Here is a 22,392-nt window from a genome sequence, read left to right on the forward strand (position 1 = left end):
GTGTTGGGCAAGATGTGCGCAATCCCTAATCTGCCAATAGCCAAAGACCGACGTTAGAAAAGGCATAGCCCGCATAGACGATGGCCTGCGGACTTTTTCTCATTGCCATTTCAAACGCGATATAGGCGTAGATCAGGCCAACGAGGATAATGAGGGGGCGGGACATCAATAAAACGCCTTCGGATCAAACCCGTGATACTTGCAGACCTGCGCGGCGAATTTTCGGAATGCGGCGTTGTGGAATTTTGGACCACTGCGCTTGCTCTCCATATTGTTGGCCCAGAGGTGCAAATGCACCATTTCATGTGAGAGAACGTTGATTAGCGTGCCGGTATATCCCACCGCCTTCGAAGAAACCGTGATCGTATGACGAGCCCCGTCCCATTGATAATGAGCGAAGCAATCCAGAGCCCCGCCAACAATGAATTTAACATCTTCGCCATGTGGCAAATTCCAATCGCTGAATGGTTTTGTTTCTCGCAGAAACTCGTAGCACGCCTCAAGCATCTCTGCAGTTAAGGGAAGCGTCATGCCCGCCACCTATCGCCCTGCATTGTGATGATGCTTCGCTTGGAATTTAGATACGTCACAATATGCGATTTCGAATGCGACGATGGACCTTTTTGCAAATTCGGGTCCGTAGCACAGACGCCAGCCGAATAGACGCCATCGTGAACCGTGGCCTGATGGTCGTGGCCCTTGTTGATCTTAATCGCGACCCGAGTCAGGTTTTGCGTCGATCCAATTGAGCCGTTGGTTCCGACGTGGCCATGAAGACCGCACTCAATGCCGCCGCGGTCCTTGCAGATTTCGAATGATGATCCGATCGGGATGAAATTGACGCCCTCCATTCCGGAAGGGTCGGCCTCGTGGAGGACGTGGCGGAAAATAGAGAAGTTTTCAGCGCCCTGCTCTATCGCCTGGTGGACCGCCAGATTCCATCGATGGAACGCCGTTGCGTTCGTCAGATCCTTTCGGATGTCGGTATTTTGTAGCCAGCGCGCGATCCAGTAGTCGTGATTAGATTCAACGACATCCGATCGGCACCAATCCCGCTTTGTGGCCCGAAGGAATGCCGCGCAGGCCTTAACCTCCCGGTCGACGTCCAGCCGATTTTTGACGTGCAATACGTACCGCTCATGCGGCTTATCGGCCTGCCAATGATTGATGGCCTCCCCGTGGAATAGGTCATGGAAGAACTGATCGAACGGCCGCAAGGCGTCCAGCATCGATTCTTCTGACGATGGCGCCAACGTATCCGCGTCAACGCCCCACGCACCCAGCGCCACGGCTGGGTCAAGGATAGCCCGATGAATGTCACCCCAGTTTATTGCCGCAATACGGTGCCCGGACGTGACTGAGCCCGATTTGACGACGGAGTCCAAGTCCTGAAACGAGCCGTCCTCAACCGCATTGATCTGTCGGCAGAAGTGACGGCCCTGACGGTCGATTTCGACGAGCGTCGCGCCTATCACATGATGGAAAGCTGCCTTCAAACCCGCCTTTTTTGGAATGTAATTTTCAACGGTGCAACACCCCGTCGTCATAATGATCGGCGGGTCTTTGCCGGGCATCGCCGGCACAGTCTCGAGCGCGACCTTGGCGTGAGGAAAGACACCCCATTGCCCGCGGGTGTAGGTCTGAAGCCCGGATAGCGGCCGGTTGGCGGTAGGGAGCGTGTTCATCTCGGCGCAGAACAGGACGCTTCCGCATTCCTGCCGATCGAATCGAAGGAACGGCCTCACCTGTTCCGCAAAGACGTTGTTGCGCGTCGTGTGGTCGGTGAAGGTGCCGAGCTGATAGGTGAACGGCCCTACCAGGATCTCGGCGCCGATGTGCTCGGCATAGGCCGTGAGGTTGCGCCAGAAGCCCGCATGTACGGGCGTGTCGTTCTGGGAGGCCGTGAGCAGCCATCGACGGGCCGCGGCTACCACCGGCTTTCCTTTCGTCACCGCCGCACGATTCCAGAGAGACCAGTCCGGAGAAAAGCTCTCCTTGCCCTCCGCCTCGTTTTTCCGCTGGCGATAGACCCAAGATGTCAGCCGCCTTTGATTGACGGGAATGTCCTTGGCGGCAATCTGGACTGCCGAACCTTTGCCGCCGGCGACGCCCATCGGGGAATAACCGTCCCGTAGTCGCTTCTCGATGGCCGTCTTGAATTTTAGAGATATTTCCGGCGCGATCGCTGGAGTGGGCATTCTAGATGCCAGTCGCCTGCACGTAGCACCACGTATAACCGGAGGTGCTTACGAATAGAACGCCGTGACCGGTCGGATTGCCCTTATCATATTTGAGCTTTTCGGGAGGGACTTCGAATTCTGTCCCGCTCGGAACGTGCGGGCGTCCAAGAGGACCATCGGGCCTGTCGTCCGTCACGACGGCATAGGTCTTGCCGTCGCGGACGTGAACCTCGTCAGCCCAATAGCTGTCAGCTTCCGTGCAACAAATCGAGCCTGGCGCATCGGGACGTTCTAAGGTTCGGTACCATTCATGGATGGCCGGATCGGAGTTTTGCCATTGCCCAACGTCGCGGGCATTTGCACCGCGCACCGATCCCAGCAGCATCCCGAAAACAAGCCCGAGTAAAATCCCGAGCGCAACGCTCTTGAAATACGATTTCATTTCGCGCGGCCTTCCCAAAATGTTTGAATTGCCCACACGACCAAAACGATCAGCATGACGACTCCAGTTGCAATAAGGTCGCGTTTGAATTCGCCGCTAAACACGGCAGCGTCTTTTATGATTGCGAGTGCATTTCCGATCATCGCCGACGTCTCCGATGATGGCGCGTGTGACGCGCATGACCGCCCCAACCGCCGACCTGAAAATGCCCGCTATCCGCCCATCGCCATTGCGCGCCAGAAATTGCCCCGCATGAATTTGCGATAGCGATTTCGTTTGATGGCATGCGCGGGATTGTTCGGTTGCGCGCGATTTGATTAACGTCCAGAGCAAGCCCCGCGGGATGCAGCGATCCCTTCACGCTTCCGCGCCTGCGGTATCCGCCCATGAACCTGACGGGATAGCCGGCAGATTCGAGGCCGCGAACCACACATTGAAGCGCCGAAGCCGCGCTATCTGCGACGGATGCCGACGCGCCAGAACGCGAATGAATCAAGGCGGCATTTGCCGTCGACGCCACGCATAGGAATGCGAGCGCCGCAGCCATGAAGGCGCGAAGCATTTAGAACCTCAGATGTGATGGAAGGTTACTTACCGAGCAGGGTCTTGAAGCCGAGCCACACGGCACCGACAAAGCCGGAAACGAGCGCCGTTATGACGACCTTGAATGTCAAGCCCTGCGCCGCCTCTACGCTCTTGCGCCATCTCCGTAGATGCCGGAAGTCGGCGCGGATTTCTTTTTTCTCGTCATCCTCAATACCGAACGCCGTTAAAATAGATGCCACGGCCTTGATAACGGCATCGTCCAAAAGTTGACCGTGCTGCTCTCTCTCTTCATCGAGAGTGGCCTTAACTATGGCGCGGATTTCATGCTCTTGCATCATTTACCGCCATAGGTTTTGCGGACGCCGGGAGCGACGATGGTTCTGATCTCCTGGCGGTCCATCACGCGACCCTCGCAAATTCGCCGTGGAGGTCAGCCGCTGCCGCGCAATATGCAGCGTAGGCATCATATGGTGTATCGAACTGGCCAAGGTGCCTCTTGGCGCCCGCAATACATATTTCAGCCCGCCATTTCTTCCCACTCTTGGAAACACCTTTGAGGCCACTTGCGCTATTTTTCTGCGCGCCCCTATTGCGGGCATTTTCCGACGGGCTGCACGGCCGCAGATTGACACGTCGGTTATTCAACCCATCGCCGTCATGGTGATCGATGGGGACCGCCGGATCGCCGACACTGAGAATAGCCCGGTGCATCATTACATTGCACTTCTTGCCCGCGATCCACTGTTTGCGATAGGCGTATTTGGTACCCCAACTTAGCTGAACGCACCAATTCCAGCGTTCAACCAGATGAACATCTGCGGCGTCGATGATAGCCGTGAAGCCTTGCGTCAAGGGCACGTAAGCCACATCGCCATCAATGATGATTTTACGCTTCACGGCCGAGCCCCTATTCTATAACTCTCTCTCATTGCGCCATACCAGCCCGCAGAGGCCGACAGGCGCGCGTTAGCTTCGATCAATGCCGTTCCAGTGAGACGCAACGCGGCGCGCGCATCCTGCCCCTTGTAGAGCACCGGAACCGGCACGGGATGCATAAGTCTACCGGGCGCCGGGGGGAGACTTCGTGAAACGGGGCCGGGATTTGTGGTTTGGCATCCGGCCAAGATCGACGTCATCAAGAGCGCAGGAAGGGCGAGCCTCCAGCGTTGCGATATAGGCGGCATCTTTCGATCGCTGATCATTTGCAGTTGCCTCAATGGTGGTTGCGCGTGCGGCTTCGTCGGCCGCGGATTTTTTGGCGTTGTCGAGATCGGCCTGTTGTGCGGCGAGTTTCGCGGCCAATTCACCGGCTCGGCATTTCGCGCTTTCGACGCGGGCGCCGTAGATCGCGCCGATGAACAGCGCCGCGACGATGGACAGCGCGAACAGGCACGGCTTGCAGCCGAGAATGAACCGCATCACGGCCTGCAAAACCGGGATGGCCACTCCCGGCACCAAAATGACGGCAGCTATCGTGCCGGCGACGCCAAGGACGCCAACGGCCCCGAATATCCACATCAGCATCGCTATTGCTCCATCACGCCAGCGTGCGTGCCGCTCTGGTGGTCGGCTAGACGGGCCGCCCTGATCTGGTGCGCGTATCGGATGACGAAATAGCCGCCGATCACGACCGCGATGGCGATGACGATAACGACGGGATGGCCGATAATCGGCTGGATCAGGTCGTGAACCGATGCCCAGAGGGTTTTGACCTGCGTTGCCTTGTCGGCCGCGTCTTGGGCGTTGTTGAGGGCCGTTCCCGCTTGTTCGATCACCGCCCCCGCCCCTACCGTGCCGCCAACGATAACTTTCCCCTTCCCGATCGCGTCGACCGTGTCGGCGCGCGCGATCGTGGTCGACCCGGCCTCCCTGAGATCGTCCAGCGTGGCGCCCTCCCGTTCAGGGGAAACAGGGCGCGCGTCAGCTTCCGCCAGGGCCTCACGGGTTGCCTGATCGTAATGCCCCGTCACCGGGAGGCCTTCGTGCGCCTGGAACGCGGATAGCGCTCCTATTGTCTTGGTGCCCCATTTCCCATCGGGCAGTCCGGCTTCGGGATATTTGAGCTCGCGAAGCTTGATCTGGATTTGCTCGATTTCCTCGCGGGAAAGGTGTTCTTCCGGCCAGTCCTGCACCGGCACAGCCTCGAGCGTCGGTAACTTGCGCGTCCATTTCCGATTCGCCGCGGCGAGTCGGGTGTCGTATTGATTCTGCCGATAGCCCTCCCCGTTATACCGCAGCGCGACATAGGCCCAATCGCCGCGCTCGATCGCCGAAATCAACTTGCGGCTTTTGAGGAACCGAATCATCAGTTCGATATGCCCGGCAACACCCTGCGTCGTCAGGTATTCGACCATCTGGGTTGCGGAGGCGAAGCCGACTTCCCGGCACTCGTTGCCCATGATCTGAGGCAAGCCCCATGAGCATGATCGGAGCGCGCAATCCTCGTCGACCGCCTTGGCCCTGGCGAGAAGCGCCAGGCGCTGGGCTGAATTGCGCTCGTCGCGGTATTGCGTGGCTTTGTCCCATTTCGGGATGGCGAGGCCGAACCGTTCGGCTTTGGCGACCTTTGCCGGCTGACGCGCCGCCAGTTCACGCCGGAAAATGTGCCGCTCGAACAGGAAAACCGGCGTCCGGCCGTCTGCTTCTGTCGGCGCGCCGGCGGTTTCGACCTCCACAATGGCCAGCATTCCTGCCTTCGGAATTCCGGCTTTTTCGGCTGCGTCGGCGATCTGGAGTGCAAGTTTGTCGCTAAACATGGACATAGTTTTCCCTCGCCAAAAGACGGTGAAGTCCGGCAATCTCTGGTGGTTTTGGGGGCTGTTCTAGGTGGGGTTGCGATGATAGGCTCCCTCGACTGAGGGGCGACGCAAATGATGAATCTGCTACGCGCTATCCGCGACTTTTTCAGAAGCGCTTGGAAAGAGGCCGATTGGGATGGAAGGCAATGGTGATTAAACGAACGCGGATTGAAACGCGGTCGCCAGCTTGACGTGTCCGCTATTAAGCGGGTGATACGCGCCGTCCATGTCCACGCCCAAGTTCAGGACATTCACGTTTACGGCGGTGATATTAAGGCCATCGGCTACAAGCTCGGCGATCAATGAAGTAATCGCGGCGTTGTAGGAATCTACGTTGGCAGAAGAACCACCAGCGGTATAAGCCTGAGCATAGATCACGTTGCTGACGTAGACCCGAGGCTTGACAGTCTGCGCGTTGCCAGCAACCCAATCGATATAGACTGTGTTTCCTGCGCCGGTCGCTGATGTGACGACGATCTGGACCGAGTGAACGCCCGCACTCAATCCGGGGAAACGCAGGAGCATTGCACCGTAGGTGACGCCGTTTATTGTTGGGCCTAGACCTGTCGTTTGAGTGGCGTAAGAACCAACGGTAACACCGTCGATCAGAACGTTGAATGTACCAGGAGCGCTGTCTTGTTGGATCATTCCAAGATAGACGGTCGTTCCATTTACTGAGAACGTCGCAGTCGAGCCGTTGGTCGTCGAGCTTTTGCCTAGACCATAGACCCCAGTGTTAACCCACGTTCCCGTGTAGACGCCGCTCGAAACTCCGAACTGCTTGATCCCCAAACCAAGGTAAGCGGCGAGGCATTGAAGACCCCTGCGATAATATCCAAGCGTCGTTGCGTTGACGCCATAGATGCGCTCGTCGTTCACACCGAGCATGATAGTGGAGATGTCACCATAGGCAGGATTGATGCCGTAGATCTTGACGGTTTGGTCCGGAACCATGTCGCCGTTGGTTCCGTAATTGGTGATCGGCCGACAGAGCGCGGTCGACAGCAGATACACATACCCGTTGGTTATCGGGCTTGCGGCTGTCCCTAGAGTGACGCTGTCACCAAAGGCGCGGAAAATGCCCGGAGGCGATCCTGCGAAATGCCTCACAGGTTCTCCACGTACCCGAACGTATATAGATTGAGAGTTGTCGACGCCGCACCCGACCTAGCTCTTACCTGTTGAGACGTATTGGTGCGAATAGACACGCTAGATGTCCCGTACCCTCCTGCTGATGGGACTTGAAAGTTTGACCCTGAAAGCGGCGAGGTATCAGCGACATCAGGACTTGAAACAAGAATCTGGTTAACAGCGGCATGGTTGACGAAACCAGATAGAAGAACATTGGTCTTCACGCTTGGTGGTGTGGTGACGGTGAACAGTGTTGCCGTGGTGCCAAGGACAGCAGTGTTGATGTCATTGACCGGCGTAGTCCAAAGGAATTCATTCCCGTTCTGAGTGAACGCAATCAAGTGGAATGACCCATCGGTTTTCATCGCCCCGATGCGGCGGAACAGCGTGTAAGGTGAAGGCAGCGTCGGAGCCGTGGCGCTCAGCGATATAAGCACATCAACAGCGCCGGTATCCGTCCTCTTGATTACGAAGACATGATACCAACCTGTCGTAGCGCTAGGTGCGGCGCCCGCGCCGTCGAACGAGCCGTTACCCGACCCAGCCGCCCACGCGAAGTAGGTTTTCGTAAACGTGCCGGACGTGATCTTGAGAATGCCACCGCCAGCGATATCAACGGCAACGCCGGGGGCAATAGCGAATGTGCCGCCTGCGCCTGGTGTGGAAAGCGTGAGGCCGCTGATGAACCCCAAATAATCGGTAAAGTCTGCCGTGAGAACGTTGGCTGAATTAATAAGGCCGTCGCCCAATGTGAATGCGCCGGTATTTCCGGCGATTGAGGATACGCCTCCTGCACCGACTGGGTAAATGCGCCAGGCCCCATTTCCATCGGAGCGGGCGATCACCAGGTTGCCCGCAGAGGCCGCAAAGTCCACCCCATTAGGGCATACCAGCTTCGCTGAATTCTTGAACGTTGGCGCTCCGGTTATTGAAAGGAACACCGTGATGCCGGACGACAGCGATGGCAAAGATAAAACCGTACCGTTGCCGTCGACCGTATAGTCATTGCCGAGCGCATGGATCGGCAACTCGCCGAGCGCGGTGATTCTCCCGCCGTGACGATGCAGTGGCCCGACTGGCGGCGCCGCGGGAAACGATGATGCCTTGTTCGTCATTACAGATTCCCGCCATATGCGAACGCATTAAATGTCTCGGCATTGTTGGTCGCCACCAAAACTGACCAGCTCGCGCTCGGCAGCACGAGGCCGTCTCCGAATGTCAGGTCATATGCCCAGCCCTCAACCGTCGCGCTCGGGGTTGTGGCCTGCACCGCAACTTCGCGAAGCAGGAACTTGCTCGTTCCGTTGTTGAGGAATACACGCACCATTCCACCGGTCACCGTGCCGACGCCGACAAATCGAATTTTGTCGATCCGCGTTCCCGGCGCCGCAGCGCCAGTAACGAGCGTAGTAGTAGTGCCAGTGCCGTCTCGTGCCGTATTGGCCGTTGACATGCTGCCCGCCCATACTTGAGGCGTGCCAACGTATTGGGCCGATGAAGCCATGATCTATTTCCTTTGTGATGAGGGCGCAGAAAACCGTCCTCAAAAATGAGGACGACAAAAACCAATTGCGTTGATGGATTTAGATCAGGAGCAGAACAGCCATTGCGTGAAGTTCGCTTGGCCGCCGGATGTCAGCGCCCCGATCGCCGCAGTGACATCCGCGATCATCGCAACGTTTTTTCCGCCGAGCGTCGTGCCATCCATCAGGACAAGGCGCTGGTTCGTGGTGTCCACCACAAGTTCCCGCGCCGTAAGAGCGGTCGCCGCGATTTCAGCGGCGGTGCCCCATTCGAGGTTGACTTGAGAGCGGTTTGCCATTGTTTTTCCTTAGACGATGTGACCGAAGTCAAACGTTTGAACGATGCTGTCTGTGATGTGTCCGAGATCGCCGACCGGGAAATTTCCGCCGATGAAAGTCGGGCCAGCCCAATCGCCCGTGGTGTTCGACGCCTTGATATAGAGGCGAAACGGCGAAACGTCGGTTTCTAAAAACTTGTATCCGGTCGTTTGCCCGTCATAGGTCGCGCGTTGCGTGATCGTGCCCGATGCATCCGGCTGGAGCCCGACACCCTGCAGCCCCTGCGTGCCCTGAATGCCTTGCGGGCCTTGCGGGATACCGAATGCGAAACTGGCCGCAGATGAGGTGCCCAGATTGGTAACGGTGGCCGAACTGCCCGCAGGCAATGTACTGACAGAATTGACCGCGATAGTTGCGGCCGTTCCGGTGGCACCAGTAGCGCCCGTGTTCCCGGTATCGCCCTTCGCGGCCAGCACGTCCCAACTTGTCGGGCTGGATTCTGGCGGCGCGTTTGTGTTCGTGCCCTTCGAAATATATGCCGAGCCGAGCCGCGTGGTGACATCGTTCGCGGCGTAAGCGGTGGCGCTATTCCAGGCGCCGCGATAATTGGTTCCTACGGGCGATCCTTGATCAACCCAAACGCCGCCGGTCTTGAGCCACAGCCTCCAAATGCCTGTATTCGTTTTCAGCGCGTACTGACCGTCGCTTCCGATGGAAGGATCGGGTGCCGCCCCCGGCACGGCGTAAATTGTCCCCATGCCGTTGAGGAGTGCGACTAACGATGAAACGTCCGTCATCGCCTGACCGCCGACAAATCGCAGTGGCGATGTCTGATAGATCGTATAGGCGACCGCTGAAACCGTTGTTCCCGCATATGGCGGGATGACGAGATGCGTCGGATCGGTGACATCGGAAATAAATGAAAGCACCGCACCGATCTGCAACATATCGCCGGGGCGCGCGTTGACGCCGGACCAAATCGATCCGACGCCCGTCACAGTCGTGCCGTTTGCCGGAACGGAGACCGTTCCGGTTGAGTAGCTTGCAAATGGCATTGATGATTCCTAGATCGCGTCGAGTTCCGCGGGCGTCCGCGCTTGGTCGATGCGCTTCATGATCGTTTGACGCTGCATCTCGCGAGCCGCAGCCGCATCGGGCTTGGACAGAATGAACGCCGACAACTCAACAACAGTAATTCCGCGCAATTCAGCCTCAGGCGCGAGGCGCTGATCATTCGTCGCAGCCCACAGCCGCTTTTGCGCGTGAGCCTGATCGCGGTGCAGACTTTCGGCCGCGACCGTATTGAAGCTACGATTGACTGCATCGACCTTCGCCTGACGCAGCGCGGGCATCGGGTCGATGGCGTCCAGAACCACCCTCATGCTATCGCCTCAATTTCGATCGTGCAGTCTTTGAATGGCCATAGAGTGATCACCGCCGTGTATTTGCAGGGCACGGAGGCCACCGGAAATTCCAGTTCATCGCCGTCCAATTTCGGTACGGAGCGAATTACCGCGCCGACTGCCAAGATCGTCACATCCGCGCCATGCGGAATGTTGAGCAGAAGCGCATTCGTCCCGGCCTTGATAATGTTCGCATAGGCGGTTGCCCGCATCACCGGACGCTCGCAAATCTCTTTCGCTTTGACATCTACCATCCAGTGTTCGGGAGGCAGTAGCGCGGGCGCGTTGGCCTTGACGTAGGCGTGACCGAGATCGTTCAGGAGATCATCGTAACGTTTTGTATCGGCATCATAGAGCTTATTCGCCTGATGAATGCGCCCGTCCTCTTGATGCAGCGCGTAGAGCATCGCGACTCCTATTGGTAATTCTTGAACACGCAGTAATTGACGTAATTGAATGGTGGACGGCTATCAGGAGCACCAGGCGCGCCAGTGTTAAAGCAGGTGGCTATGAATTGGTTGGAGCAGATTGCACCGCCGCCGCCGCCCTGGCCGCCATTCGCCGAACCTTGGAAAGAGGGCGTGTAGACTCGCCCGAAGGGGTCACCGCTTTTTCGCCACATCGTCATGAACACCGGCGACGTTCCTGCTGGAGTCACAACCACAGGAATGCCGGACGCCTCCCGGATGTTCTGGCCGCCAAGATGTTCGTTCCAACTCATGCCTTCGACGGTGGTGTAACCAGTTCCCCATAAACGCAGCGGCGGTTGGTTACCATCAAAAATAAGCGCGTTAAATGCCGCCGTGGCAGCGTCAACGCCCGCGACGGAGATTCGCAACGGAGACGCCGCGGTACTGTCCATGATCACGCGTCTGGTCACGTAAACGCCTGACTATAGACCTGGTAGGTCGTCGGATAAGCCACGCTAAGCGTCATCGATGCGCCGTTGCTGTTTATCGTCGCACTCGAATGCGTTCCAAAGGGCGGGGGCGACGGTCGGAACGGTCCCGGACCTGCGGTATGACCGGTGACGCCGCTAAAGTCGAATTGGCTTGTGATGAAGACATAGGGCGATCGAGAAAGACCGAGCGGGATAGTTTGCGAAGATGTGATCCTGCCCATCAAGAGAAGCTGGGAAACTTTCGATGTGACATTCAGGGTCAGCAGCGAGTCGGGATATGTCATCGCGTCCCCGCCGGGCGGCGCAATGAACAAACCAACGTCACCATTGCCGCGCGGCCCAACGACAATGCGCCTGCTCATCCTGACGGCACCGGGATTTGATAGACGACGAACAGAAGTGATGAGCCCGGCATGTTGCCGAACAGGCTCAGCGTATTCGGTGTTGCATCCCTTATCTCCGCGTAGCTTCCGCTCGGAAACGTCGCGCTGAGATAATCGTCGTAGATGACATTCGATTGAAGCAAGCGCGCCTCAACAAACGGCTTGTAGCCCAACGCCGGCCACGTCACCTGAAATCCGGGAAGCGTAAGACCGTTCACTGTTATGCTGGTATTCGCAGCAACTCCGACCATGTAGATTTTTGCAATGTCGGTCCATGCCGAATTGAATGTCAGATTGTGACCGTCGTCGACGGCCGTAAGCGCGTCGACGCCCGGCGCTGAGACGCGAAGCCCCATGCTGCCGTCATTTTGCTGCCCTAATACAACGCGGCGGCTCACGTATTATCCGAAATGGTCAGGCGCCGATTGGTGAGATCGACCACGAAATGCCCATCGGGACTCTGCATTAGTCCGGCCGTGATCGTTCCCATGTTGGCCGAGATGGCACTGAGAGACCCAACATTAAGAACCCGCGCCGTGATCGCGCCGTCGAGATACATATTACCGCTGATGCCAACCGATGGAACGCCGCTGATAACCCCGGTCGTGAAGAATGGCTTCGGCGCGTTGCCGTTGTAGCCCGGCAATTGAATTTGGAATTTGTCGGCCACGATCGTGAACGTCGAAACGCCAGCGCCGCCGTTGACCAGATTGAATCCCGTCGCGTAGCCGTTGACGTTCAGCGTCACGGCGTATTGTGCCGCGGCATATCCATTGAGCGTTGCGACAGCACTAGAAACGGTGTTGACCGACGAAAAACTTGGACCGAATGTCGCGGAGACCGTCGTTTGAAAAGTGGCAAACGCCAGTTCATCGTTAACCTGCGTCTGCTGAACAGACGTTATCGATGCATTTGCAGCGCCAAATACGGAAGAAAGCTGGCTTCTGACTTCCTTTTTGTCCAGCCAGTTTCGCGTGTCCTGGTTAGAGACGATCGACGCGATCTGCTGCGTAACCTTGTCGATCTTGTCGTTTAGCAAATCCTGAAGCGTTGTGACCTGATATTTCAGGCCCGCAATCAGCGAGTTCAACGCAACAGTTTGCGACGAAATTACAATCGACGGCGCAGCTAGGTCAACGGTTGAATACGGACCATGTAGCCCGCTCGCAAGCACTGCCTGAACGCGCAATCTCAGCGCAGCGAGCGTGACGACCGCCGTGAATTTATTATCCTGTCCCTGATAGACCTGTTGCCACGAAGCGCCGGAATCATAGCTTGCATCAGCGACATAATAGACCGCGCCGGCCGTTGGAAACCAACTCGCCGATAATTGGGGCTCGGCCGTGCCCTGCCCGAATAATGCGTTGAGTCCGACGATGAGGGGCAGCGATGGGTTTGATGGAAATTGCCCAACCGGAAGAATCGGCGGATTGCCGAGCGAAGTTGCGTGAACGCGAATGTCGTCGACGACAAGATTCAGCGTGCATAGATTTCCGTTTGGAACACCGTTGAGGACGACGCAAAGTTTCGACTCGCTATTCGCCGTACCGAATTCGAATGAGGGATCTTCGCCCCCCGCCTCTCGCAACAGAACCGCCGCTAGAGTCGTACTTTGCGCAGTCTGCGCAGCCGCAAGGCTCGTCGGGTCCAGGTTAGCTATTGCCGCATTCGCGCCTTGCGTTGCGAGGATCGGCCCGAAATACTTTCCGTTTGGCTGGCGCAGCCGGATATAAAACGGCCCGACATCCCATGTCGGTGCCGGATCGAGCGTTAGCGCATTGCCGGAAACTCCAACCACCGCCCCGGCATAGCCATAGGCCATGGGCAATTCAGACTGGAGCCGCAGCACCGAGCCGAAAGTGATCGCCCTTCCCTCATACTCTGTCCCGATCTGGACATTCTCGCGTCGATAGATCGATTGCAAATAGTAGAACGCGCATTCGCGGAATGCCTGGTTGCGGTCTACGATTCCGTCAATGCGCTTCACTTCGGCATGGCTTGCCGTGAAGAATTGATCGTTAGGCGGATACTGTACCTGAGCCGGAAGCCAGGTGTTGTCATCGATATATTCTATGATCACGGCGTCGGGGTCTTCGTCGCCCAGCATCGTCCACGTTACTTGCGTGGAATCTCTGACGATCTCGCGATCAGTCAACATCATGCTCGGCACATCGCGCCATTCGTCGCGAACGACCGAAACGGTATCCCCTAGCCAGAAATGCCGCGAGCGCGTCGCCGTCAATATCTTGTCGAAGGCAGCAGGCACCGCGACTGCGGCGGAGAAAACATAATCGAAGGTATCGCCGCGTGAAGTGGCACCAGCCGCAAGATTAACAACGGCATTGAAATCCGTTTTTGAGATCGGAAGTCCGGAGCCGTATTGAGAATTCGTCACCGCATCATAGAAAGCCCATGCCGGATTTCGCGTCGCCTGAGTGACGAACGCGCTTCCGTTCCAGACCGGAAGTTTCCGCGTAGCCAGTACGCCGAATTTGTAAGAACCCTGCGTCGACTGCGATGCCAGCAGCCGGATAGCAACGGTCGAGACATCGGGAAAGGAATTTGCGCCCTGAAGAAATGAGCGGAGGCCCGCCCATATAACGGTGTTTGTGCCAGAGATTCCGGTCGCATTTGCGCCAAGGCGGCTAAGCCGCACAAGATAGCGCCCCGGCGACACGTCCGTCTTGATCGAATCTCGAATTGGCGACGTGCTGGCAAATTGCCGCGTAACTTGAAACAGCGTAAAAAACGAACCGGTCGGTGCGCCGGCGCCATCGCATGGGGCGGCCTCAGCGAGCAGCGTTACGTTCGCGTAACCAATTTGGTTAGTATTATTGTCGATCGTGAAGCAACCGCCCGGAAACACAAAATCGATCGCGATCGATTGAGCCAATGTTCCGGACGGGTTGGCCACGAAAGGCCCCAGCGGCGCGCCGAAGGACGTCGGAAACTGACCAGGGTAATATCGCCCGGCCTCAACGCCTCCGCCATCAGGAAGTTGCTGCCCGCTAACCTCTATCGAAGAATCGACGTTGGTCGGAAAAAGCGTAACGGTCGCGCCGGGTTCGTAGAATGCGACCTGCGCGCCAGGGAACGACGCGGAAACGCCATTGATCGGATCCCAAAGAATGGTGTTGTCGATATATAGATTCTCGTAAGAGAACGATCCCATCCCAACGGATAAGAGCACGTTGAGATATTGATTGTTGCCGACGAACTCGCCCCATGGCGTCGCGGCAAAATCTGGAAACGTCTTCAGTCGGCCGTACCAGACGGGAAGCGGCTGGCCGAGTTTCGCCGTGTTGCCCTGTGCCGCGACCGAATAGATTTGGTCTTGCGTCGCGTTCGGCGCATTTGTGGCGCCAGCCTTCGGCCCGACGAGCGCGTTGATGAGCAGCGACCCGCCGATTCCGATCGCCGCGGTTGTAGCGAACGCGCCAATCGTGCCCGCACCGAACAGCGCGGGTCCAGCCCACAGTGCAAACGCGGAAACTGCAATCAGGGCAACCAGCCCGATGATCTGTTTCGTTCCATTCGATCCGCCGCCCATCGGGAAGCTGACGAACCGAACATTATCGTTCGCCGCGATCCGCGTGGTGCGCCAGTTCTTCCGGAGAACGCTTTCGCCATTGACCTCGAGAACGGTCGGGAGGCCCTTTTTGAACTGCCAGCCGTAAACCTTGTCTTTGGTCGCCCAGCCGGTGCGCCGCAGGAACGCGGCAATCGTCTCCCGTGGCTTGATTTCCGCGCGCGCTACTTCCATGCCCGGCATGACGACGTGCACCACGGGCTTGCGCGCGGCGTCTGAGCGCCGTTCCCGGCGCGATCGGGAGCGTTGCGGCGACGGCAGAGCCGGCAGCTTTGGGACGGGAGCGTGCATCAGGTCTATTTCGGTTCGTAAAACGTCATCTTGCGCCAGCCCATCTGCTTCAAGGCCAGCACGGTTTCGCAGCAAACACCATGTTGTTCACTGCAATGGATCACACGCGCTTCTGGCTGCAGCCAGACGCCGATATGCGCCGGCATTCGAAGATGAGCCATCAGCACCAAGGCGCCATCACTGGCCCTCACGAGACCTTGCGGTCCCTGCGCTACTTCCTGCCACAACGCGCGCTCTGGATGAGCGTCGATCGCTTCAAGCACCCATCGCTTGCTTAGATCGCCCGGGACCACGACTTGCGGCAGCGTGCGGCCGAACAATTCCCGCTGCACATGAGCCGCGAAGTCCCAGCAATTCTGCGATTGCCACGACCAAGGCGAGCCGATCAGCGGAGCGAGAAATTCGGAGCGCGTCACGGCAACAGACTCGGAAACTGAATGTAATCGTAATTCTTGGTCAGCCGCGGGAAACGTTTGTGCTGCAGATTCTTCACGACCGCCGTTCCCGTCAGCGAGACGCCCACCATCTGCACATTCGCTAATTGAAATTCGATCGGGCCATAAGCCGGCTGCGTTAGATCGCTTCCCAAATATTCCCTATACAAAATATCGATGTATTGCCGGACGCCGAGCGCAGCGCGTATCTGCGGCACGAGCTCGCGATTGACGTTATCGATCTTGATCTTGGTCGATGGCGGCTGGCCTTCGCGTTGCTCGGGGTATTCCGCCGAGAATGGACACGCGATGAAAAGCACTGTCTGCCCTGGATTTCGCGGCGCGGTCGCTTCAATTCCGAAATACATATCATCGCCGACATTCGCGACGACGCGGGCCGGCGATGCGAAACTGGCTTGCCAGATTTCCAGAGTAAAATAAACGCGCGCGCTCGGCGGGCATGAGGCATAGGCTTCAAGCAATGCTTCGTTTTGAACCGGCATTGCTTTGACTTAGAACCCGAGAAAATAAAAGGTGGAAGATACAGACGCGCCAGAATTCATGCCGTAGACGCGAAGCGTCATCGTCACCGCGACGACGTCAGTCGAGATGTAAGCATAAGTCAGATTAGTTCCGGGCTTGATGAACTGACACGTCTTGACGATGAACGAGGAGCCCATCCAGACATTCATCGTGAAGCGCGCGGTGCCGTTGTTCAGCGTCGACAGCACCCACGCCACGAACGTGTCGTGTTCCGCCAGCGTCATCCATATCGTTTGCGTTAACGACCCGACATTATCGCCAGGACGCGGACGCTCGCGCGTGTTGCCACCTTCGAAGTCGGTCGAGATCGGATCGAGCGACCGTTGGATCGGCTTGAATGAACCCTGTTGCGGCGCATAAGTTGCGATCGGCCACACCGGCAGCGTCATGGCTTATCGCCCCGCGAATTGCTTGACACCATACTGGCTATCGAGCACGCGCATTCCCGTTCCGCTCGAGATCGAATCTCCGACCATGCCGTCGACCATCTTTTTCAAGGTGATCGTGACGTCGCCATTTGAATTCGTGGAAACTTGCGGCTGCGCCTCGGTGTGATTGTTGATGATGATATTCGGAGATCGCGCGCCGTTATCATTGGCCGATTTGCCGCCGTTCGGAATGACTTGGGCACCAGGCGAAAGGTTCACGATCTCCGGCCCCTTCTCGCCCACGATCGACCAACCGCCAGGCGCGCTGTCAGTACCGTCCGCGAACATTGGGAAAGATAGGCCGCCTGTTCCGGCCCCAAGACCCGTTGCGTTCGCGGCTTGACCGTAATTTCCAACTCCACCGCCGCCGAAATTCAATCCGGGAATTCCCAATCCACCAGCCGCCATCTGCAGCGAGCGCATCAGTGGCTCTACGACCGCGATTTTAATGATCATCTGCTCAATCGCCTTGACGATCGCAGCGGACATATCGGTGAAACCTTGGGACGCGGACTTCGTACCACTGACGATATCGGTTAGGCCGGTCGTCAGATTAGTATCGATCGCTGATCCGACGCCCTTAAACGCGGTGTTGACGCGGATCGCGCTGGCATAGGTGCTATCCAGCGCAGCGGGGATATTGTCGCCGTACATCCCCTTGAGTTGGGACGCGATTGCGACATCTTCGGCGGACAGAAGCGCCGTCTGCTGACCGACACTGATCGATGACGCCACCTTGGCTTTTGCCAAAGCATCGGCGGCATCAGACGCAGCCTGCCTCAACGTCGCGAATTTCTCAGCCTGCGCCTCGGTTTCCTTGCCGCCATTCGCCTGCACGGCAGCAGTTTCAGCCGCGGTGGCGCGAAATGACGCCAGCGCACCATCGCCCAAACCAACAGCAAGCGTATCCGCCTTTTGTGTTTCGATGTGTTTCTGCAGCGAATTGATGGCGCGATCTACGGGATCGTTCGCACTATTGCCGGATGGCGGTAGCACGGTCGATCCATTCCCGGACGGCGTTACAATTAACCTTGTCGGCTCCTTGTCATATAGCCCATTCAACTTGTCCAACAGCGCCACGGCTTGAGCCATGCTCGAGCCCTCTGGCAATCCAAGAAGGCCCTGAAGGTTATTTATCCTCAGTTTTTGAAAGCCCTCAGCCGCATCGCCGGCCCTTGTCATCAGATCGATCAGGCGTAAGACGTCATCTTGCTGAGCGGCTAACTGTTGCTTGGATTTGTCCTCATCAGGCGTCATCCAGCGCGAAACATTCGAACTGACGGAGCCGACGCCATCAATGATCTTGCTTGCCAACGACGCCATTTGAACGAGCAGCGGGAGAATGCTGGTCAGTGACGCCTTGAATTGAAGATCCCACGTCGCGATGGCGGCGTGCCATTGATTATTGAATTCCTTTGCCTTCTGGATCGTAGCGTCGTCAATGATAACGCCAAGATCGGCAGCGGCCTTTTTCTGTTCTTCAATGCCGTCGACGCCTTGCCGAAGGAAGGGAATCCAATCTTTCGAGAGGCCGACGATGGATGCCACAGCATTCGCGATCTGCGGAGTCGGGGCGTTCTTGATCAGGTTTGATATGTCGCCGAGCGCGGCCTCGGTCGTCTTCAATTGTCCGTTGGCGTCCTTGATCGAAATATTATTCGCTTCGAACAGCTTCCCGAAATCCGTCGCGCCACGGCTCGCTGCCGTAAGGTCTGAACCGATCTTGTCCAGCCCGGAAATGAAATCCTTGTCAGTGAGCCCGGATGACTTCGCGGCGAAGAGCGTTTCCTGAAAACTCTTCGTCGTCATGCCGGCGTTTGCGGCATTGGTCGCCAAATCGATCAATTCTTTATTGGTGTTGCCGACGTAATCGATGAACCCGCGAAGCGCTGCGAGCGCGCCGACAAACCCAACGCCTACGCCGGCGACGGCAAGCGTGAGGCCCGTAACGGAGCCAACGCCCTGTTTTGCGGAGTTACCCGCCCTATCCATTGCTTGGGAAAATTGGTCGGCGCCGGCGGAAGCGCCTGCGGAATCGATGACCAATTCTGTGACGACTTGCTGGGCCATTGAAAATTTAATCTCTCGGCTTGCTGTGTTCCTGGCGGAACAGGTCGTCTAGTTCTTCGATGATCCGAATTTCCCATGGCGCAAGGGCCATTTTTGAATTCCGGACATACGCGTCGATATCCGGCCACGAGATCGGATTGATCGAAAACCCGTTTGAGCCGCGCCTTGCGCTTAATCGGCAGAAGGCGTGCCACACATGCTGCAAGGCCAAAGGGAACGGGGGACATTCCAGATCGGCTTCGTATTCCGCAAGACGCTCCGGCCTGCGCGTTCGCGTGATCAGACCTTCAAGCATCTCGCGGTAGGTGACGCCGTCCTTGTCGACAGCGTTTAATTCGAAGGTCTTTTTTGCGAATGCCCTCAGCTCTTCGCTGAGGGATGTATAAAATTCTCGTCCTCTTTGAGGAACTCCATCACTTGCGCGAAGAGCCAACCCTTCTTGCGATCAAGTAGAAGTTTTATTGCGGCCTCGGGACTGAACGAGATCGTTTCGCCAGATATTTTCACGGGAGTGAATGTCTTGGTTCGCGCAACGATGCTGGCGACGTTATCTGCGCGTAGATGGTCGATCGATTGCTCTTCTTCCTTCCACTTTTTTCCGTTCACGCGCGCCTGTTTTTGGGCAGCCAGATCGCGAAGAGCATCACGCGAAACGCGGTTTGCAAGTTCAATCGTCTTGGGATGTCCAGGACCATAGAACGTCCATACCCAGGTTGTTATTTCGCCGGTCGACGGATGCTTGATCGCCAATTCAGCTTCGTCGCGCGCATCGAGATCGCCGAGATCAAAATCGGTATCGGTAGGAAGAGGCATACGGATTCCTTGTCTAGAGGTATTTCGCGCCGCGATTGCCGCGCTTTAACCACATATCAACGCAATTGCGCTTTTTGCCGAATGCATCTGCAGCATCTTCGATGCACTCAAACCGTCGCCCCTCCACCTCGATCGCTCTTGCTCGAGGATGTTTCGCACGAGCAAAAGCAAGCTTTTTGATCGGATCTTTCATCCAGTGATCTGGCATCTTCTTGCCCAGCTTAGAGGCAGAAATTTTAGCTCCAACGCCGGGCCGCTTAGAAACGGGATCGGCCCTTAGCCGGTCGGATCGGGCGGCGCGCATTTCCGCGGTCATCCACGCACTGCCGCGCACGGCGAATTTACGTTTTACGCCCTTTTTTGCGGCCGTGGCTTTCGCCTTCATCTCGGGCGTCCAGAGGTGGGCGAGGATGGATCTATCTCTCCCGACCCACCGCGCCTTTAGAACGGCACTACGACGCAGCAACTCTTCTGGTGACGGATTATGCGCGCCCTCGCCTCCATCGGTATTGTTGGCAAGCGGCCCCTGATTAAGGTCGGCGCGGCCAATCCTAGATATCAGTTCACGTTCTCTAGCCTCAACCGTCGATCTTTCGTCGGAATGACACTCAACGTCGAACGTCAGATCATTACCCGATGACAAAATCTTTCTGATTATGGAAAGCTTGTGCGATTTCAGATGATCTTTTTTCGCGTAATACTTGTGATCCAAAAGCCTTCGGCCGGTTCCAATTCCAACGTAGAACGGCGTACCGTTTGGCTTTTTAAGAACGTAGACGTAAAACCGTTTGCCGCTGGCGCGAATTTGCGCCAATGCTTCATCAGCGTTCATCACTGGTTCCTCAGTGTTGGGCGTTAGGCTCGGCGCGGTGCTTCGAACACCACGTCGGGCCGCTTCAAATCACGTTAAATTTGATATTTGAATCGTGCAAGCCGAATCATCCCACGCCACGCCACTGGGGTCGTGTCCGATAAGTCCAGCCGGAACCGCAATCGTAACCGTTCTGGCACCTCCGGCAGTGCTCATCGGCGAAACATCAGCGCCGCCGAGCGTGAAGTTCGGCACGTTAATATTGATGAAGTTCTTCGGCTCCGCCATGTTGTCCACGCACTTGAGGCTGAGCGAATAGCCGGTCTCATTCAGGAAACCTGAGATATACGACATATCCTTTTGCAGGATCGTCAGGTTCATCGTGACCTGATTGAGGCCCGGCAGAACAGTCGGTGAGATCTTGCTGCCGACGACTTGCGGGGCCACCGCGCCATTATCGACCGTCAGATCGAACGCAGTGATATCCGCAACGTCGACGCCACCAAGGCGCAACGTTGCGTCAAGCGCCGCCATCGGCGGATTTGCGATCAGCGTTGGCGTTGTCAGGACCGCCGCGCCCGTCGTGGCAGTGAATGAACCGGTTCCAACCCATGACGGCTCGAACATGATGAGGCCATTCGGCGCCATCGTGAACTTCATCGATTTCCAGAAGCAGTCGTTAAACAACCGGCTTCCGGTGATGTCGGTCTCATATTCCTCGATCGTGAAATAGCGGTTCACCAAAGAGCCTGCCGCGGGCATGATGACCTTACGACCACGGCGCTTGATCGTGGCCGTCGTGTCCGCCGTGCCGCTAATCGTCAGCGTCTCGGCAACAGTAATCGTCGTCGCGGAGACGGCAGTTATCCGAAAGTTCTTATTTTGGTTGGTGGCGGTGGCTGTAATGGGCAGCATGATAACGTCGTTGACCCGGAATCCCTTCGTGATCGGATTTCCAGAGGCCCAGATGATGGTATTTGCGCCGAAAGTGATGGACGTAAAGTCGGCAGATGTCGCCGTGATTTCGGTGTCCCACGTCCCGCGCAAAACGGCCTGCATGATTTGGTCGGCGGATTGGATCGACAATTCCGTGGTGTACGGCCCACCAACAGCAGTCTGCATGCCGTGCCGACCCTTGACGGGCTGAGCGTCCTGGCGAATTTCTTTGGATTGAATGGCGGCCTTCGACAATTTGCCGGGCGTGCCGCCGGTCTGGCGGATGATCGTTCCGCCCGCGCCAACCGCCGGCGTTCCGAGCGCCGACTGGAGTAACATCGCCGAATATCCGTAAAAATTTGACTGATAGGTCAAGGACTTAGCTCCTTATTCGGCGCTTAGGCGCGATGGAAGTATTTCCAGGGGATGGATGTCGTGACGCGGAACGTATTTCCGGCCTGCACGCCTTCGATGTTCGCGGCGCTTCCGCCGTCCGGAGGATTTGGCGCCATCGTTCTGATGTACGAACCATTGGGGTCGACATAGAACGTCGCGGCGCGGAATATCTCGCCGGCATTGACGGCCAACTGCTGCGCTCGAGCGTCGCCCTCATCGATCGGAACGAGGACATGCAGCAAGATCAAGCCGTCATAGACGAAGAACCGATTTCCAGAATTTCCGAATGTGTAAGGATCGCTCTTCGTGCCGGCGACTTCGCAAACCAAAAACGGCGCCGGGTTTCCCGTGTTCGGATCAATCGGCGGGAACGGAGGATCGGGTTGCTTATTGACGTAGACGATCAGCGTGAGTGGATTGCTCGAGCCGTCGACCCATTGAGAAACGAGCCGCGCTTTGATCGCGGCAACTGCGCCGGCATAATCTGGCATTTTG

29 protein-coding genes are annotated in these 22,392 nt (G+C 57.1%); all 29 read right to left on the bottom strand.

Going from position 1 to position 22,392, the window contains the following annotated elements; genetic code table 11:
- Positions 1-25: 25 nt before the first annotated feature.
- A complete protein-coding gene (locus B5526_RS37400; RefSeq protein ID WP_154071146.1) occupies positions 26-166 on the bottom strand; it encodes a hypothetical protein in 141 nt (46 codons plus the stop codon).
- Positions 166-531 (bottom strand): SprT-like domain-containing protein, encoded by a 366-nt coding sequence (locus B5526_RS06000; RefSeq protein ID WP_154071147.1) that lies wholly within the window; start codon positions 529-531, stop codon positions 166-168. Before B5526_RS06000 ends, B5526_RS37400 begins: the two co-directional genes overlap by 1 nt.
- Positions 528-2,198 carry a hypothetical protein gene (locus B5526_RS06005; RefSeq protein WP_079537387.1) on the bottom strand — a complete coding sequence of 557 codons (1,671 nt, stop codon included), beginning with the start codon at positions 2,196-2,198 and terminating at the stop codon, positions 528-530. The genes B5526_RS06000 and B5526_RS06005 overlap by 4 nt, the downstream gene beginning before the upstream one ends.
- A 1-nt stretch (position 2,199) precedes the next feature.
- Positions 2,200-2,622, bottom strand: coding sequence for a hypothetical protein (locus B5526_RS06010; protein ID WP_244562206.1), 423 nt, complete (start codon positions 2,620-2,622; stop codon positions 2,200-2,202).
- Positions 2,619-2,765 carry a hypothetical protein gene (locus B5526_RS37405; RefSeq protein WP_154071148.1) on the bottom strand — a complete coding sequence of 49 codons (147 nt, stop codon included), beginning with the start codon at positions 2,763-2,765 and terminating at the stop codon, positions 2,619-2,621. Before B5526_RS37405 ends, B5526_RS06010 begins: the two co-directional genes overlap by 4 nt.
- Positions 2,766-3,209: 444 nt before the next feature.
- Positions 3,210-3,503: a hypothetical protein gene (locus B5526_RS06015; protein WP_079544729.1), complete on the bottom strand. Its 294-nt coding sequence runs from the start codon at positions 3,501-3,503 to the stop codon at positions 3,210-3,212.
- 64 nt (positions 3,504-3,567) lie between these two features.
- Positions 3,568-4,065 carry an HNH endonuclease gene (locus tag B5526_RS38620; RefSeq protein ID WP_197688415.1) on the bottom strand — a complete coding sequence of 166 codons (498 nt, stop codon included), beginning with the start codon at positions 4,063-4,065 and terminating at the stop codon, positions 3,568-3,570.
- Between the two features lie 162 nt (positions 4,066-4,227).
- A complete protein-coding gene (locus tag B5526_RS06025) occupies positions 4,228-4,587 on the bottom strand; it encodes a hypothetical protein (protein ID WP_154071149.1) in 360 nt (119 codons plus the stop codon).
- A gap of 107 nt (positions 4,588-4,694) precedes the next feature.
- Positions 4,695-5,924, bottom strand: coding sequence for an N-acetylmuramidase domain-containing protein (locus tag B5526_RS06030; RefSeq protein WP_172841979.1), 1,230 nt, complete (start codon positions 5,922-5,924; stop codon positions 4,695-4,697).
- A 195-nt stretch (positions 5,925-6,119) separates the two neighbouring features.
- Positions 6,120-7,076, bottom strand: a complete 957-nt coding sequence (locus B5526_RS06035) for an SGNH/GDSL hydrolase family protein (RefSeq protein WP_154071150.1) — start codon at positions 7,074-7,076, stop codon at positions 6,120-6,122.
- Positions 7,073-8,212, bottom strand: coding sequence for a hypothetical protein (locus B5526_RS06040; RefSeq protein WP_079537391.1), 1,140 nt, complete (start codon positions 8,210-8,212; stop codon positions 7,073-7,075). The genes B5526_RS06035 and B5526_RS06040 overlap by 4 nt, the downstream gene beginning before the upstream one ends.
- Positions 8,212-8,601 carry a hypothetical protein gene (locus B5526_RS37410; protein ID WP_154071151.1) on the bottom strand — a complete coding sequence of 130 codons (390 nt, stop codon included), beginning with the start codon at positions 8,599-8,601 and terminating at the stop codon, positions 8,212-8,214. Before B5526_RS37410 ends, B5526_RS06040 begins: the two co-directional genes overlap by 1 nt.
- Positions 8,602-8,685: 84 nt before the next feature.
- Positions 8,686-8,919, bottom strand: a complete 234-nt coding sequence (locus B5526_RS06050; protein ID WP_079537393.1) for a hypothetical protein — start codon at positions 8,917-8,919, stop codon at positions 8,686-8,688.
- Between the two features lie 9 nt (positions 8,920-8,928).
- Complete coding sequence (locus B5526_RS06055) at positions 8,929-9,954, bottom strand: hypothetical protein (RefSeq protein WP_079537394.1); 1,026 nt, start codon at positions 9,952-9,954, stop codon at positions 8,929-8,931.
- Positions 9,955-9,963: 9 nt separating this feature from the next.
- Positions 9,964-10,281 (bottom strand): hypothetical protein, encoded by a 318-nt coding sequence (locus B5526_RS06060; protein WP_154071152.1) that lies wholly within the window; start codon positions 10,279-10,281, stop codon positions 9,964-9,966.
- Positions 10,278-10,709 (bottom strand): hypothetical protein, encoded by a 432-nt coding sequence (locus B5526_RS06065; protein WP_079537396.1) that lies wholly within the window; start codon positions 10,707-10,709, stop codon positions 10,278-10,280. Before B5526_RS06065 ends, B5526_RS06060 begins: the two co-directional genes overlap by 4 nt.
- Positions 10,710-10,717: 8 nt before the next feature.
- Complete coding sequence (locus B5526_RS37415) at positions 10,718-11,164, bottom strand: hypothetical protein (protein ID WP_154071153.1); 447 nt, start codon at positions 11,162-11,164, stop codon at positions 10,718-10,720.
- 14 nt (positions 11,165-11,178) lie between these two features.
- Positions 11,179-11,487 (bottom strand): hypothetical protein, encoded by a 309-nt coding sequence (locus B5526_RS06070; RefSeq protein ID WP_154071154.1) that lies wholly within the window; start codon positions 11,485-11,487, stop codon positions 11,179-11,181.
- Between the two features lie 74 nt (positions 11,488-11,561).
- A complete protein-coding gene (locus B5526_RS06075) occupies positions 11,562-11,984 on the bottom strand; it encodes a hypothetical protein (RefSeq protein WP_154071155.1) in 423 nt (140 codons plus the stop codon).
- Positions 11,981-15,466, bottom strand: a complete 3,486-nt coding sequence (locus B5526_RS06080; protein WP_079537399.1) for a host specificity factor TipJ family phage tail protein — start codon at positions 15,464-15,466, stop codon at positions 11,981-11,983. Before B5526_RS06080 ends, B5526_RS06075 begins: the two co-directional genes overlap by 4 nt.
- A gap of 5 nt (positions 15,467-15,471) precedes the next feature.
- Positions 15,472-15,882: a hypothetical protein gene (locus B5526_RS06085; RefSeq protein WP_079537400.1), complete on the bottom strand. Its 411-nt coding sequence runs from the start codon at positions 15,880-15,882 to the stop codon at positions 15,472-15,474.
- Positions 15,879-16,403, bottom strand: a complete 525-nt coding sequence (locus B5526_RS06090) for a DUF1833 family protein (protein WP_079537401.1) — start codon at positions 16,401-16,403, stop codon at positions 15,879-15,881. Before B5526_RS06090 ends, B5526_RS06085 begins: the two co-directional genes overlap by 4 nt.
- Positions 16,404-16,412: 9 nt before the next feature.
- Positions 16,413-16,832, bottom strand: coding sequence for a hypothetical protein (locus B5526_RS06095; RefSeq protein WP_079537402.1), 420 nt, complete (start codon positions 16,830-16,832; stop codon positions 16,413-16,415).
- Between the two features lie 3 nt (positions 16,833-16,835).
- Positions 16,836-18,941: a hypothetical protein gene (locus B5526_RS06100; protein ID WP_079537403.1), complete on the bottom strand. Its 2,106-nt coding sequence runs from the start codon at positions 18,939-18,941 to the stop codon at positions 16,836-16,838.
- Positions 18,942-18,948: 7 nt separating this feature from the next.
- A complete protein-coding gene (locus B5526_RS39700) occupies positions 18,949-19,236 on the bottom strand; it encodes a phage tail assembly chaperone (protein WP_079537404.1) in 288 nt (95 codons plus the stop codon).
- Between the two features lie 65 nt (positions 19,237-19,301).
- Entirely contained in the window at positions 19,302-19,754 is a 453-nt protein-coding gene (locus B5526_RS06110; RefSeq protein ID WP_079537405.1) for a branched-chain amino acid ABC transporter, read from the bottom strand.
- A 13-nt stretch (positions 19,755-19,767) separates the two neighbouring features.
- The gene (locus B5526_RS06115) at positions 19,768-20,586 is read right to left on the bottom strand and encodes a GIY-YIG nuclease family protein (RefSeq protein WP_079537406.1); all 819 of its coding nucleotides are present in this window, start codon (positions 20,584-20,586) and stop codon (positions 19,768-19,770) included.
- Between the two features lie 69 nt (positions 20,587-20,655).
- Positions 20,656-21,876 carry a phage tail tube protein gene (locus B5526_RS06120; RefSeq protein ID WP_079537407.1) on the bottom strand — a complete coding sequence of 407 codons (1,221 nt, stop codon included), beginning with the start codon at positions 21,874-21,876 and terminating at the stop codon, positions 20,656-20,658.
- Between the two features lie 23 nt (positions 21,877-21,899).
- Positions 21,900-22,388, bottom strand: coding sequence for a hypothetical protein (locus tag B5526_RS06125; protein WP_079537408.1), 489 nt, complete (start codon positions 22,386-22,388; stop codon positions 21,900-21,902).
- Between the last annotated feature and the right edge of the window lie 4 nt (positions 22,389-22,392).

Source organism: Bradyrhizobium lablabi (assembly GCF_900141755.1).
Lineage (GTDB): Bacteria > Pseudomonadota > Alphaproteobacteria > Rhizobiales > Xanthobacteraceae > Bradyrhizobium > Bradyrhizobium lablabi_A.

What these genes read in the sequence shown, in the direction of transcription:
- B5526_RS06115 (WP_079537406.1), bottom strand. Translation starts at nt 20,586, where the DNA reads ATGAACGCTGATGAAGCATTGGCGCAAATTCGCGCCAGCGGCAAACGG.
- B5526_RS06125 (WP_079537408.1), bottom strand. Translation starts at nt 22,388, where the DNA reads ATGCCAGATTATGCCGGCGCAGTTGCCGCGATCAAAGCGCGGCTCGTT.
- B5526_RS06030 (WP_172841979.1), bottom strand. Translation starts at nt 5,924, where the DNA reads ATGTTTAGCGACAAACTTGCACTCCAGATCGCCGACGCAGCCGAAAAA.
- B5526_RS39700 (WP_079537404.1), bottom strand. Translation starts at nt 19,236, where the DNA reads ATGCTTGAAGGTCTGATCACGCGAACGCGCAGGCCGGAGCGTCTTGCG.
- B5526_RS06025 (WP_154071149.1), bottom strand. Translation starts at nt 4,587, where the DNA reads ATGCGGTTCATTCTCGGCTGCAAGCCGTGCCTGTTCGCGCTGTCCATC.
- B5526_RS06005 (WP_079537387.1), bottom strand. Translation starts at nt 2,198, where the DNA reads ATGCCCACTCCAGCGATCGCGCCGGAAATATCTCTAAAATTCAAGACG.
- B5526_RS06110 (WP_079537405.1), bottom strand. Translation starts at nt 19,754, where the DNA reads ATGCCTCTTCCTACCGATACCGATTTTGATCTCGGCGATCTCGATGCG.
- B5526_RS06065 (WP_079537396.1), bottom strand. Translation starts at nt 10,709, where the DNA reads ATGCTCTACGCGCTGCATCAAGAGGACGGGCGCATTCATCAGGCGAAT.
- B5526_RS37400 (WP_154071146.1), bottom strand. Translation starts at nt 166, where the DNA reads ATGTCCCGCCCCCTCATTATCCTCGTTGGCCTGATCTACGCCTATATC.
- B5526_RS37415 (WP_154071153.1), bottom strand. Translation starts at nt 11,164, where the DNA reads ATGGACAGTACCGCGGCGTCTCCGTTGCGAATCTCCGTCGCGGGCGTT.
- B5526_RS06000 (WP_154071147.1), bottom strand. Translation starts at nt 531, where the DNA reads ATGACGCTTCCCTTAACTGCAGAGATGCTTGAGGCGTGCTACGAGTTT.
- B5526_RS06010 (WP_244562206.1), bottom strand. Translation starts at nt 2,622, where the DNA reads ATGAAATCGTATTTCAAGAGCGTTGCGCTCGGGATTTTACTCGGGCTT.
- B5526_RS06050 (WP_079537393.1), bottom strand. Translation starts at nt 8,919, where the DNA reads ATGGCAAACCGCTCTCAAGTCAACCTCGAATGGGGCACCGCCGCTGAA.
- B5526_RS37405 (WP_154071148.1), bottom strand. Translation starts at nt 2,765, where the DNA reads ATGATCGGAAATGCACTCGCAATCATAAAAGACGCTGCCGTGTTTAGC.
- B5526_RS06080 (WP_079537399.1), bottom strand. Translation starts at nt 15,466, where the DNA reads ATGCACGCTCCCGTCCCAAAGCTGCCGGCTCTGCCGTCGCCGCAACGC.
- B5526_RS06090 (WP_079537401.1), bottom strand. Translation starts at nt 16,403, where the DNA reads ATGCCGGTTCAAAACGAAGCATTGCTTGAAGCCTATGCCTCATGCCCG.
- B5526_RS06015 (WP_079544729.1), bottom strand. Translation starts at nt 3,503, where the DNA reads ATGCAAGAGCATGAAATCCGCGCCATAGTTAAGGCCACTCTCGATGAA.
- B5526_RS06100 (WP_079537403.1), bottom strand. Translation starts at nt 18,941, where the DNA reads ATGGCCCAGCAAGTCGTCACAGAATTGGTCATCGATTCCGCAGGCGCT.
- B5526_RS06040 (WP_079537391.1), bottom strand. Translation starts at nt 8,212, where the DNA reads ATGACGAACAAGGCATCATCGTTTCCCGCGGCGCCGCCAGTCGGGCCA.
- B5526_RS37410 (WP_154071151.1), bottom strand. Translation starts at nt 8,601, where the DNA reads ATGGCTTCATCGGCCCAATACGTTGGCACGCCTCAAGTATGGGCGGGC.
- B5526_RS06070 (WP_154071154.1), bottom strand. Translation starts at nt 11,487, where the DNA reads ATGACATATCCCGACTCGCTGCTGACCCTGAATGTCACATCGAAAGTT.
- B5526_RS06055 (WP_079537394.1), bottom strand. Translation starts at nt 9,954, where the DNA reads ATGCCATTTGCAAGCTACTCAACCGGAACGGTCTCCGTTCCGGCAAAC.
- B5526_RS06095 (WP_079537402.1), bottom strand. Translation starts at nt 16,832, where the DNA reads ATGACGCTGCCGGTGTGGCCGATCGCAACTTATGCGCCGCAACAGGGT.
- B5526_RS06060 (WP_154071152.1), bottom strand. Translation starts at nt 10,281, where the DNA reads ATGAGGGTGGTTCTGGACGCCATCGACCCGATGCCCGCGCTGCGTCAG.